General features: G+C 74.5%; 8 protein-coding genes. 4 read left to right on the top strand and 4 right to left on the bottom strand.

Going from position 1 to position 11,706, the window contains the following annotated elements:
- Positions 1-79: 79 nt before the first annotated feature.
- The gene (locus tag ACFU7Z_RS25935) at positions 80-571 is read right to left on the bottom strand and encodes an HPP family protein (protein ID WP_049651645.1); all 492 of its coding nucleotides are present in this window, start codon (positions 569-571) and stop codon (positions 80-82) included.
- Between the two features lie 178 nt (positions 572-749).
- Here ACFU7Z_RS25935 and ACFU7Z_RS25930 point away from each other — a divergent pair, with 178 nt between their 5' ends.
- A complete protein-coding gene (locus tag ACFU7Z_RS25930) occupies positions 750-1,967 on the top strand; it encodes an amidohydrolase (RefSeq protein ID WP_380779983.1) in 1,218 nt (405 codons plus the stop codon).
- A gap of 123 nt (positions 1,968-2,090) precedes the next feature.
- On the opposite strand, the gene ACFU7Z_RS25925 is transcribed toward ACFU7Z_RS25930, so the two are convergent.
- The 3 genes from ACFU7Z_RS25925 to ACFU7Z_RS25915 form a co-directional block, all read right to left on the bottom strand.
- Entirely contained in the window at positions 2,091-3,470 is a 1,380-nt protein-coding gene (locus ACFU7Z_RS25925) for an erythromycin esterase family protein (protein WP_380779981.1), read from the bottom strand.
- A gap of 218 nt (positions 3,471-3,688) precedes the next feature.
- Positions 3,689-5,323: an amidohydrolase gene (locus tag ACFU7Z_RS25920; RefSeq protein WP_380779979.1), complete on the bottom strand. Its 1,635-nt coding sequence runs from the start codon at positions 5,321-5,323 to the stop codon at positions 3,689-3,691.
- Between the two features lie 86 nt (positions 5,324-5,409).
- On the bottom strand, positions 5,410-6,099 hold the full coding sequence (locus ACFU7Z_RS25915) for a TetR/AcrR family transcriptional regulator (RefSeq protein WP_380779977.1): 690 nt from the start codon (positions 6,097-6,099) through the stop codon (positions 5,410-5,412).
- Positions 6,100-6,171: 72 nt separating this feature from the next.
- Here ACFU7Z_RS25915 and ACFU7Z_RS25910 point away from each other — a divergent pair, with 72 nt between their 5' ends.
- From ACFU7Z_RS25910 to ACFU7Z_RS25900, 3 genes are all read left to right on the top strand, one after another.
- Positions 6,172-7,617, top strand: coding sequence for a purine-cytosine permease family protein (locus tag ACFU7Z_RS25910; protein ID WP_380779975.1), 1,446 nt, complete (start codon positions 6,172-6,174; stop codon positions 7,615-7,617).
- A gap of 1,658 nt (positions 7,618-9,275) precedes the next feature.
- Positions 9,276-10,511 carry a glycosyltransferase gene (locus ACFU7Z_RS25905; protein WP_380779973.1) on the top strand — a complete coding sequence of 412 codons (1,236 nt, stop codon included), beginning with the start codon at positions 9,276-9,278 and terminating at the stop codon, positions 10,509-10,511.
- A gap of 222 nt (positions 10,512-10,733) precedes the next feature.
- A complete protein-coding gene (locus ACFU7Z_RS25900) occupies positions 10,734-11,459 on the top strand; it encodes a DUF6461 domain-containing protein (RefSeq protein ID WP_375875288.1) in 726 nt (241 codons plus the stop codon).
- Positions 11,460-11,706 lie beyond the last annotated feature (247 nt).

The raw sequence follows: 11,706 nt of genomic DNA, 5'->3' as shown, positions 1-11,706 counted from the left end.
CGGCCGGGTCATCCGATCGGATGACCCGGCCGTCGGCGTTCGGCGGGAGAGTGGAGAGCCGGTCAGTACGGCGCGGCCGTCACCAGGACACGGGGTAGCGGACCGGGTGCCCGCCGATCCGGCCGGGCAGCAGGCCGATCACGACCAGCAGCCCGGTGGCCAGGACGAGCAGCGGGAGGAAGGGCACGGGGTGCGGCGCCTGCAGGACCACGATCACGGCGGTGGCCGCGGCCGGGGAGTGCGAGAGGTGGGTGAGCATCATCGCGCCGAGCGAGAGTCCGGCGGCGACGGCCGCACCCCAGGTGGTGCTGCCGGTGACGGCGAGGACGGCGAAGCCGATCAGGGCCGACATCAGGTGCCCGCCGACCAGGTTGCGCGGCTGCGAGATCGGCAGCCCGGGCGCGCCGTGCACCAGGGCGGCGCTGGCGGCCAGGGGCGGGATCAGCAGTGGCTGGTCGAGCAGTACTCCCACCCCGACCAGCAGGAGCAGGGCGCCGATGGCGAAGACGGTGGCCCGCAGGGCGTGCAGCGGGTGCCGTCCGGGCGTGGCGGCGGGCGGTGGTGTGGACATGCGTGAGCTACTCCGGACGAGGGACGGGGACCCGGAGATGATAAACAGACTGTTGAATGAAAGGTAGGACGTTTTGCCTGTCGGGCACATTCCGTCCAGGGGGCAGGACCACCCGGGGATCCAGAGCGAGCCGGGGATTCAGAGCGAGCCGCGGAACCAGAGCGAGAGAGAGCAGCCCATGACCACGCCTTCCGTCACCGTCTTCCGGGACGTTCGCCCGTACGGTGCCGACCGGGCCGTCGACCTGATCGCCGTGGACGGCCTGTTGGCCGAGCGGGTGCCGGACGGGGCGGTGCCGGAGGTGGTCGAGGGCGGCGGCCGGATCGCGCTGCCCACCCTGGTGGACGCGCACATCCACCCGGACAAGACGGCCTGGGGCGAGCCCTGGTACAGCCGGCGCCCGGCCGGCTCGCTGCCCGAGTACGTCCAGGGCGACGTCGACCTCCACCGGCACCAGCGCACCCCGCTCGCCGAGCGGGCCCACCGGCTGCTGAGCCACGCCGTGACGTGCGGCACCCGCGCCGTGCGGGCCCACGTGGACGTGGCGCCCGCGTACGGGCTGGCCGGGGTGACCGGGCTCGCCGAGGCGCGCGAGCGGCTGGCCGGCGCGCTGGACGTCCAGCTGGTGGCCTTCCCGCAGCACGGGGTCCGGCGGACGCCCGGCGCGGGCGCGCTGCTCGCGGAGGCGGCGGCCAGCGGGCTGGTCGACGCCATCGGCGGGATCGACCCGGCGGGCTTCGACGCCGTCCCGGCCGAGGGCCCGGACGGCGAGGGGCCCGCCCAGCTGGAGCTGCTGTTCGGCCTGGCCGAACAGCACGGACTGCGCCTCGACATCCACCTGCACGACCGGGGCGAGCGCGGCCTCGGCCCGCTGCGCGAGATCGCCGCGCGGACCAGGGCGGCCGGACTGGCCGGGCGGGTGGTCGTCAGCCACGCCTTCTGCGTCCCGGAGCTGGCGGGCGCCCAGCTCGCCGACCTCGCCGCCGAGCTGGCCGAGTCCGGCGTCGGCCTCACCACCGTGGCGCCCTCGGCCCACCAGGTGCTGCCGTTCCGCGAGCTGCGGGCGCACGGGGTGCGGGTCGGGCTCGGCTCGGACGGCGTGCGCGACTCGTGGAGCCCGTACGGCAACGCCGACCCGCTGCACCGCGCCCACCTGCTCGGCTGGACCACCGACGCCCGCACCGACGAGCAGCTGGCCGACTGCTTCGCCCTGGCGGCCGACGGCGGCGCCGAACTGCTGGACCTGCCGGCCGTGACCCTGGAGCCGGGCTCGCCCGCCGACTTCATGCTGGTGACGGGCGAGTGCCTGCCGCAGGTGGTGATCGACCTGCCGGCGCGTGAGCTGGTGGTCCGCGCGGGCCGGGTGGTGGCGCGGGACGGGCGGTTCACGGGCTGACGGGCGTCCCGCGGCCGGCGAGGACTCCCCGTCGGTGGTGCGGTCGGCGGGCGCCTCCCCGCCGACCGTGCGGCCGCGCGTTGTGCGGCCCGTGCCGACGGAGAGGCGCGCAGGCGACGATGCTCAGAGGGTGCGGGCCGCGCTGGTCTCGTGGAGGTGGACCAGCGCGTCGTAGGCGGTGCCGATCGCGAGGCGCGGCAGCGGGTCGCTGCGGAACTCCGTCCCGGCGTCGTAGGTCGGGCGGGCGGTGTTCAGCCAGGACCGGGTGGCCGGCGGGGCGGAGCGCAGGTCGACGTAGTAGTCGCGGTAGCGGACCCGGTCGAGGGGGTACTCGTTCATGTCCGCGGTGGCCGGCGGAACGGTGACCGGCTTCCAGGCGGCGGCGAACGGGTCGTCCTTGGTGAGGAAGGAGCCGCGGTCGAAGGTGAAGCCGACGGCGAGGTAGTCCGCGCCGAGGGCGTCGCGCAGGTACGAGCCCTGGGTCTTGGGGTAGAGCTCGGGGTCGCTGCTCTGGTACCCGACGTGGCCGTTGTGCGCGGACAGCAGCACCTTCCCGCCGGTGCGGCGCTGCCACCAGAGGGTGTTGTCGGTCATGGCGCGGTCGCGGAGGTTCTGCATCGCGGCCACCTCGCTGTTGTCCTCGAGGTTCATGGCGGTGAAGGTGAAGGTCTGGGCGATGCTCCGGGCGTTCTGCACCGCCCAGTCGTACGCCTCGCCGCCCTCGCCCCTGGCCGCGGTGACCAGCTCCAGGGTCTGCTGCGCCACGGCGGCGTTCTGCCGCCGCTCGGCGAGCGGGCGCGTGGTGATGTAGCCGATGGCGTCGTCGAACGGGCGCAGCCCGGCGTACAGCTGCTCCAGGCGCGGCAGCGACGCGGGGGCGGCCTCGCGGACGTAGGAGGTCACCCGGTCGAAGAGCTGGTCGCCGATGGCGGGGAAGTCCAGGTCGTCGCCGACGAAGTGGACCGGGTGCTGCGGGTGTTCGCGGTTGTGGTCGCGCATCCAGTCGATCAGGTCGGCGAACTCCTGGCGCTCCCACGGGGACTTGCCCATCGTCTCCTTGACCAGCTGCCGGGCGTCGCCGCCGGTGCGGCCCTGCACGTAGTCGTCGATCCGCAGACCGGAGGACCAACTCGTCTCCAGGGCGAAGGCGGTGAAGCCCTTCTCCTCGACCAGGTAGCGCAGGACCCGCTGCTTCATGGTGAAGAACTCGTGGGCGCCGTGCGTGGCCTCGCCGAGCCCCACCACCTTGGCGTCGCCGATCATCGCGCCCAGCGGACGCAGGTCGGTGGTCCGGCCCCCGGGCTCGGTGGACCGCAACGGGTGGGCGAGACCGTTCAGTTCGCGGACCACGGTGGATATCTGACTGTTCGTCACCTTGTCGGTGCCGGGCTGGTCCGCGTGTGCCGCCGGGGCGAGCAGGGCGGTGGTCGCGACGGCCGCCGTGGCGGCCAGCAGGGCGCGTCGACCGATGGGCTTGCCGTGCTTCTCGCTGCGTACGGTCACTTCGGGGGGCTCCTCAGATTCGTCGAACCGTCAACCCGTCGGAACGGCCACGGTGGTTCGAGTGGTTCGCCGGCGAACGTGCCGGTCAATGAATAGTCGATCACCGGGGGGCTTCGGCGCGCTGAGGAGTGCCGCCGGATCGACCAGGGGGATAACCCCCGGGCGGCCCCGGCACACCCGTACGCGGGGGTATGCCGGGGCCGGTACCGGGTGAGGGTTCAGAGCGTGGCGGAGCGGTGGGTCGGTCGGCCGTCCAGGACGGTCAACAGGACGGGGAGGTCCGCCAGTTCGGTGGCCGGGGTGGTGAGCGGGTCGGCGGCGAACACGGTGAGGTCCGCGCGGTGGCCGACGGTGATCCGGCCCGCCAGCTGCTCCTCGCCGGCCGCGTGGGCGGCGTTGGCGGTCATCGCCAGCAGGGCCTCCAGGGCGGTGAGCGCCTGGCCGGGGTTGTGCGGGGCCTGGCTCAGGTCGCGGGTGGGACGGCGGTGGCGGGCGCCCGCCATGACGCCCAGCGGCGGGTAGGGGGCGATCGGCCAGTCCGAACCGAGGACGACCGTGGCGCCCGCGTCCCAGAGGTCCCGGCAGCGCCACGCGCGGTCGGCCCGCTCCTCGCCGAGGCGGCGGGACCAGTTGTCGGTGTGGTCGGCCCGGGTGAAGTCGCAGCAGTGGGTGGGCTGCATGGAGGCGACCACGCCCAGCTCGGCGAAGCGCCGGACCACCGCGTCCGGAACGGTCTCGATGTGCTCGATCCGGTGGCGGACGGGGGATGCCCCGTGCGTCGTCCCCCCGTCCGCCGCCGCCCCGATCGAGTCCAGGGCGTGCCGTACGGCGGCGTCGCCGATCGCGTGGGTGGCGGTCGGCACCCCGGCCTGGTGCAGCTCCCGGACGACGCGGGTGTAGTGCGCCGGATCCGGCCAGAAGGCGTGGGTGGACTCGCCGTGGCAGTCCGGGCGCTCCAGCCAGGCCGTGCCGTTGTCGATCGTGCCGTCCATGAACAGCTTCACGCCGTCCACCCGCCAGAGCCGACCGCCCCGGCCCTGCTGCCCGATCAGCGCCCGCAGCCCGTCCGCGTCCACACCGGGCTGGCACCAGGGGGCGACGCGCAGCCGCAGCGGCAACTCGCCGGCCTCGTCCAGCTCGGTGTAGAGGTCGAGGCTGTCGCCGTTGGCGTCCATCGCGTGGCCGCCGGTGAGGCCGGCGACGGCCATGGCGCGCAGCGCGGCGGCCAGGCGGTCGCGGCGCTCGGCGCGGGTGGGCTGCGGGGCGGCGCGCTCGACCAGCTCGCAGGCGGCGTCCTCCAGCAGCAGGCCGGTGGGGCGGCCCTCGGCGTCGCAGACCACCTCGGCGGCCTGGTCGAAGCGGCGCGGGCCGTCCACGCCGGCCAGCTCCAGGGCGCGCGGGCTGGCGAGCATGGAGTGGGCGTCGAAGAGCTGGAGCAGCGCCGGAACGCCGTCCAGGACGGGCGCGAGGGCGGCGGACTCCACCGGGCGGTCACCGAAGACGTTCGGGTCCAGGCCCCAGGCGTGCAGCCAGGCGCCGGGGGCGAGGCGTCCGGCCTCGGCGGCGAGGGCGGCGCGGACGCCGGCCAGGTCGGTGCAGCCGGAGAGGTCCAGGCCCTGGGTGAGCTCGGCGCCGGTGACCGGGTGCAGGTGGCCGTCCACCAGGCCGGGGGTGACCACGGCGCCCTTGAGGTCGATCACCGTGGTCGCGGGGTCGGCGAGTCCGCGGACGGTGCGGTCGTCGCCGAGGGCGGCGATCCGGCCGTCCACGACGGCGAGGGCGGTCTGCGGGAGGAAGCCGCCGGAGGCGGGGTCGAGCAGACGGGCGGAGAGGAGGACCAGGGAGGTGCGCACTTCGACTCCAGTGGTGCTTCGGGGTGGGGGCGTGGTGTCGGCGGGGCTTGAGGGGGTTGAGGGCGCTGAGGGGGGTGGGGTGGTGGTCAGGGCTGCTCGGGGGCGGGGGTCTCGGGTGCGTCCGCCGGGTCCGTGGGGTCGGCGGGGGCCGCAGAGGCCAGTGCGCCGTCGGTCAGGCCCAGTTCGCGTTCGGCGGTGGCGGCGGCGAGCCGGGTGGCGGCGTACGGGTCCTTGCGCAGGCCGGTGTTGGCGTGGACGGCCAGGCCGTCGATCACGACGAGGATGTGGACGGCCGTCAACACCGGGTCCGGGGTGCGGAATTCGCCCTGCTCGACCCCGGCGGCGATGACGCCGCCGAGCCGGCCGCGCCAGTCCGCCTCCTGGTCGAGCACGCGGTCGCGCAGGACGGGGCGGTAGCGGCTGAGGTGGCGGGCGTTGAGCCAGAGCCGGCTCACGTCGTCGTAGGACGGGCCGGTGGTGCGGGCGAAGAAGCGGGCCAGGTGCCGCAACGGGGACCCGTCCCGCGGGTCGGCGGGCAGCAGCGCCTCCAGTTCGGCGGTCGCGGCGCTGCCGAAGGCCTCGGCGACGAGGTCCTCCACGGCGGGGAAGTAGTGGCTGATCAGGCCGGGGCGGACGTCCAGTTGGTCGGCGATCCGGCGCAGGGTGATGCACTCCAGGCCCTCGGTGAGGGCGACCTCGGCCGCGGCGCCGACGATCTCCGCCCGGCGGTCCTCGGGGGACTTGCGAACCCTTTTGCGCTGAACGCGTGACGTCATGGGGCGGATGCTATTGAGTGTGCGACCAATAAGCAAGCAGGTGGGCACGACACCCCCACGGAGGGCCCCCGCATGACGTCCACGCTCCCGGACCACCCCCACACCTCGCCGGACCACCCGGACCACCCGGCGCGCCCCGCCGTCCCGCCCCAGCGGGAACCGGGCGGCCGGGTCGAGGTCCACGGCATCGACCACATCCCCGAGACCGAGCGGCGCGGTCGCGCCCGCGAACTGTTCCCCGTCTGGGCGGCCGCCAGCGTCAACTACCTCAACCTGGTGGTCGGCGGCGCCCTGGTCCTGAGCGGCCTCGGCCTCTGGCAGGCCTTCGCCGTGGTCGTCCTCGGCAACCTGTTCTGGCTGGGCACCGGCCTGCTCGCGGTCTCCGGACCGGCCGCCGGCGCGCCCAGCGAGGTGATCACCCGCGCCATGTACGGCATCCGGGGCAACCGGGTGAACAACGCGGTCACCGGCTGGATGATCTCCGTCTGCTACTTCGCGCTGAACCTCGCCGCGGCCGCCGTCGCCGCCTTCTCGCTCGCCGAGGAGGCGGGGATCACCCCGACCACCCCGATCAAGATCGCCATCGTGATCGTGATCGTCGTACTCACCCTCACCATCAGCGTCTACGGGCACGCCCTGATCGTCCGGCTCTACCTGCCGATCACCCTCGCCCTCACCGCCGCCTTCGCCGTGGTCGGCTACGCGATCGTCACCCACGCCGACCCCGGCTGGACCCAGCCCGAACCCCTCACCGGCGGCCGACTCTGGGCGGCCGTCCTGGCCGGCGTCACCCTGATCGCCTCCGGCCCGCTCTCCTACACCACCAGCGCGGACTTCTCCCGCTACCTGCCCGCGGCCACCGCCCCGCGCGCCGTCCTCGGCTGGACCGCCCTCGGCGGCTTCCTGCCCAGCGTGGTGGTCGGCGGCCTCGGCGTGCTCGGCGCCACCGCCGTCGACATGACCGACCCGCAGGCCGCCCTCCGGCAGATCCTGCCCGGCTGGTTCAACCCGGTCTTCCTGCTCTCCCTGGTGGTCGGCACCATCGCGGTCAACGCCCTCACCGCCTACAGCGCGGGCCTCGCCCTCCAAGCCGTCGGCATCCGCATCCGCCGCACCCGCAGCGTGCTGCTCGACGGCGCGGTCGCCGTCTCGCTCACGCTGTACGCCCTCCTGGTCTCCAACTTCCTCGACACCGTCAGCAACGTGCTCCAGCTGACCGTCGTCCTCCTCGGCCCCAGCACCGCCGTCTACGCCACCGACATCCTGCTCCGCCGCAACCGCTACGACGGCCGCGCCCTCGGCGACGAACGCCCCGGCAGCCCCTTCTGGTACCGCGCCGGCGTCAACCCCGCCGGCGCCGTCGCCCTCACGGGCGGCGTCACAGCCGCAGCCCTCGGCGTGGACACCCTCTACACCGGCCCACTGGCCGCCCTGGCCGGGGCGGACGTCGCGCTGCCGGCGGGCATGGTGGTGGCGGCGGTCCTGTACGCCGTGCTGATGCCTCGCCGGCGGGGGTGACGCCGGTCCGGCCGCGTGCGCGCCGCAGGGCGGGTGGGAGTGCTTCCACCGCCCGGGCGGCCGGGCGCCCGGGCTGGCCGGGTTGGTGGGTGACCTGCCCGTGTCGGCTGGCCCTGGGCCGAGCGGTTGGTCGTGGGCCGGACAGTCGGTTCGGCGCTGTCGCTCGCGGCGAGTGAGGTTCGCGCTGGGGCGTAGGCGGTTCTGTGGCTGGGCCGGGCGGGGAAGATCTCGCGCTTCCAGTAGGCGTGGTGGTGGCGGATCTGTACGCCGGGCCGCCGTTTCCGCGTCGGTAGGCCGACCGGCCAGGGTGGACCTCGCGCTGCGGGTGGGCATGGTGACGGCGGTGGTGGTTCAGCACGCCGTGCTGATGCGTCGTTGGTGGGTGTGACGCCGGTCGGGGCTGCTGGTCGTGGCCCGGCTGCGCTGCCGCGGGGCGGGCTGGGTGGTGATTCCGCCGGCTCGGAGGCCGGGCCTGCCCTGTTTGCGGTCGGCCCTGAGCCGGGCGGTTGGGGGCAGTCGGTTCGGTGCTTGTCGCTGGCGGCGAGTGAGGTCCGCGCTGGGGTGTGGGTGGTTCTGTGGTCGCGCTGGTCGGGGCGGACGTTGCGCTGCCGGTGGGCGAGGTGGTGGCGGTCCTGGATGCGGTGCCGATGCGTCGTTGGCGGGGGTGACGCCAGTCGGGGCTGCTGGCCATGGATCGGCTGTCCCGCCGCCGGGCGGGTGGGAGCGGGGGTGCGGTGGTGTTTCCGCCGGCTCGGTGGCCAGGCTGGCCGGGTTGGTGGGTGACCTGACCGTGGTGGCTGGCCCTGGACCGAGCGGTTGGTCGTGGGTCGGACAGTCGGTTCGGTGCTTGTCGCTGGCGGCGAGCGAGGTCCGCGCTGGGGCGTGGGTGGTTCTGTGGCTGGGCCGGGCGGGGTGGACCTGGTGCTGCTGGTGGGCACGGTGGCGGCGGCGGGTCGTACGCGGGGCCGCTGATTTGCGCGACGACCGACCGGCCGGGGGGCCGGCGTCTCCGGGACGGGGCCCGGGGCTGGGCGGCCCGGCTGAGGAGCCGCCAGGAACGCAGGCTCGTCCAGGGCAGGCGTGTTGGGCTGCCCTGGTCAGGAGGTCTGCTGTGGGCGCCTCGGCACGCCGGTGGGGAAGAGCTGGGTGTGTGTGGCTGGGGTGAGTTCCGGGGTCTTGGGGGCGGGGTCCTGGGTGGGCGGGTCGAGTGTGGGGCCGTCTGGAACAGGCGTGTTGGGATGGGCTGACCGGGCAGGTGGCCCCTGTGCGGACGGCCCGGGCGTGTGAGGTCTGGGGAAGCGGCCGATGACGGGGGCCCGGAGTGGGCGCTTCGTGACGGTGGCTGCGGTGGGTGTTCCGGAGTTGACACCACGGGGGGTATGCGGCCACGCGGTAGGGGGCGGTGGCTCGTAGCGGGCTGCTTGGTGGTGGTTCGGAGTGAGCGGCGCGTGGTAGGCGGCGGGTTCCGGGTGGGGATTGCTCCGGTGCGGCCGGTTCGGGGGAGTGGGTGGGACCGGGCGGCCAAAGAAAAAGGCGAGGAGAGTGAATCCCCTTGCCACTTTCAAGCTATACCGTGCCCCGGGGCTTGCGGCAAGGCCCCCGGCATGGCGCAGAATCCCGGCCGTAAGGCCATGACCTGCGGAAACGGGAGTCGTGAAATGCGTGTGTTGATGACGACCTGGGGGTCGCGCGGGGATGTCGAGCCGCTGGCGGGGCTGGCGGTGGCGCTGCGGGGGTTCGGTGCGGAGGTGCGGGTGTGCGCGCCGCCGGACGAGGAGTTCGCGGCGGTGCTGGGGCGGGCGGGGGTGCCGCTGGTGCCGCTCGGTCCGTCGGTGCGGTCGGTGGTGGCCGGCCCGAAGCCGCCGACGGCGGAGGACGCGTTCCGGCTCGCCCGTGAGCTGGTCGCCGTGCGGTTCGAGACGCTGACCGCCGCGGCCGAGGGCTGTGACGTGGTGCTGGCGACCGGCCTGATGCCGGCCGGTGCGCGGGACGTCGCCGAGAAGCTCGGCCTGCCCTACGTGCTGGCCTGCTTCCACATCCTCGGACTGCCCTCGCGGCACTCCGGGCCCGGCCGGCGGCCGGGCACGCCGTCCCCGGACGACGAGACCGACTACCGGAAGCTCTGGGAGCAGGACGCCCAGCGGGTGAATGCGCTGTACGGGGACGCGCTCAACAGCCACCGGGCGGCGATCGGCCTGCCGCCGGTGGAGAACGTCCGCGACCACGTCCTCACCGAACGGCCGTGGCTGGCGGCGGACCCGACGCTGTGTCCGTCGGAGGGCAGGACGGAACTCGACGTGGTGCAGACCGGCGCGTGGATCCTGCCCGACGACCGACCGCTCCCGGCCGACCTGGAGGCGTTCCTGGCCGCCGGTGAACCGCCCGTGTACGTCGGCTTCGGCAGCATGGCCGTGCACGCCCCGGAGGGCATCGCAAGGGTGGCGGTCGAAGCGGGCCGCGCACACGGCCGCCGGGTGCTCCTGGCCCACGGCTGGGCCGGGCTCGCCGCGGTCGACGAGCACGAGGACTGCCACGTCGTCGGCGAGGTGAACCAGCAGGCCCTGTTCCGCCGGGTGGCCGCCGTCGTCCACCACGGTGGTGCGGGCACCACGACGACCGCGGCCATGGCGGGCGTGCCCCAGGTGGTCGTGCCCCGGATCGCCGACCAGCCGTACTGGGCCGGCCGGGTGGCCGAGTTGGGCATCGGCGCGGCCCATCTCGACCGCACGCCGACCGTCGACTCGCTCTCCGCCGCGCTCGCCACGGCTCTGGCGCCCGAGACCCGGGTGCGGGCGGAGGCCGTGGCCGGCGGCATCCGCACCGACGGGGCGACGGTGGCCGCGAAGCTGCTGTTCGAGGCGGTGGGCAAGAAGGTACCGGCCGCGTCCCGGTGAGTGGCGGGGGGCGTGTGCCGCCGGTTCGGGTGAACGGCGAAGGGTGCCAGGTGAGTTCGGCTTCGGATCGGCCTCCTTCCGATCGATCAGGGGTGGTTGGCGATCCGGGCGCGCCCGGTTCGGGCGGCGATCCGGCGACCGGCGGCCGGGTGTCGGCCGGGTCGGTTAGGGTGCCCACGGGCGCGCCCGGTCACCGCAGGCCGCGCGCGAGGGGAGGGCGGCATGACCGACGGCACGCACGGGGGAGTGGGGCAGGACGGCGACGGTATCCAGTGGCTCCTGGAGATCGGTCGGCCGAGCACCGGCCGACCGGGCACCAGCCGGTCGTCAATGGGTGGGCCCGGCACGGACGGTGAGGTCGGCGGCGTCGTCTTCGCCCGGGGGATCACGCCCGCGGAGCTCGCCCACCGGATGGGTGCCGACCCGGCCACCGCGACCGAGCCGATCAGTGACACCGAGATCCGGGACCTGGACATCGACGTCTACCGCCCCGGCGACGACGGCGACGGCGTGATCCGGGTCGGCGCGTGCGCCGGCTGGTCGTTCGCGATCGAGTACGGCGACTCCACCGGCGGTGAGCTGCTCACTGAGATAGCGCGCGACGGAGCCGAGGTGGTCCACTTCCGCCCGATGCCGGAGCGGCGGCCGGCCCTGCTGGACTACGCCCGGGACGGTGCCGTGCTGTGCGGCTTCGGCCTCGGCGAGGAGCGCTGGCGTTGGGGCCAGGAGCCGGACCTGCTGGTGCCGGACCTCGTCGCCGCCGGAGTCCTGGAGGCCGACGGCGTGACCTCCTGCGACCCCGGTCGGGAGCCCGACGGGGCCGCCCGCCGCCGCACCCTCGGCGCCGTCGAGCGGCGCTTCGGGCTGAGCCTGCCCCGGGACGCCTTCGGTGGGCTGCGCCTGCCGGCGTACGCGGTGCGGGGAACCCCGGGCATGGCGTTGTACTGAGGCGGTGCGCCGGCGAAACAGCAGGAAGAGGAAGAGGAAGAGGAAGGGCAGGAACGGGAACAGCGGGAACGGGAACAGCGGGGACAGGGACGACAGAGTCAGGGCGGTCACGGGAGGCTCCTTCCCGGGCCCCATCGGCGGGGCTCCGATGGCCGTCATCCTTGCGTGCCGCCGGTCCGTCGCACATGTGCCGATCGGGAGGTTCCTGCTGCGCCGTTCCTGTCTCGACCCTGCCGATCGGCAGGGT

The sequence above is a fragment of the Kitasatospora sp. NPDC057518 genome (assembly GCF_042802075.1).
In the GTDB taxonomy this organism is placed as follows: Bacteria; Actinomycetota; Actinomycetes; order Streptomycetales; family Streptomycetaceae; genus Kitasatospora.
This window is presented reverse-complemented; position numbering and strand designations above follow the sequence as displayed.

Coding starts and splice junctions, on each gene's coding strand:
- ACFU7Z_RS25905 (WP_380779973.1), top strand. CDS start 9,276: ATGCGTGTGTTGATGACGACCTGGGGGTCGCGCGGGGATGTCGAGCCG.
- ACFU7Z_RS25915 (WP_380779977.1), bottom strand. CDS start 6,099: ATGACGTCACGCGTTCAGCGCAAAAGGGTTCGCAAGTCCCCCGAGGAC.
- ACFU7Z_RS25930 (WP_380779983.1), top strand. CDS start 750: ATGACCACGCCTTCCGTCACCGTCTTCCGGGACGTTCGCCCGTACGGT.
- ACFU7Z_RS25935 (WP_049651645.1), bottom strand. CDS start 571: ATGTCCACACCACCGCCCGCCGCCACGCCCGGACGGCACCCGCTGCAC.
- ACFU7Z_RS25900 (WP_375875288.1), top strand. CDS start 10,734: ATGACCGACGGCACGCACGGGGGAGTGGGGCAGGACGGCGACGGTATC.
- ACFU7Z_RS25910 (WP_380779975.1), top strand. CDS start 6,172: ATGACGTCCACGCTCCCGGACCACCCCCACACCTCGCCGGACCACCCG.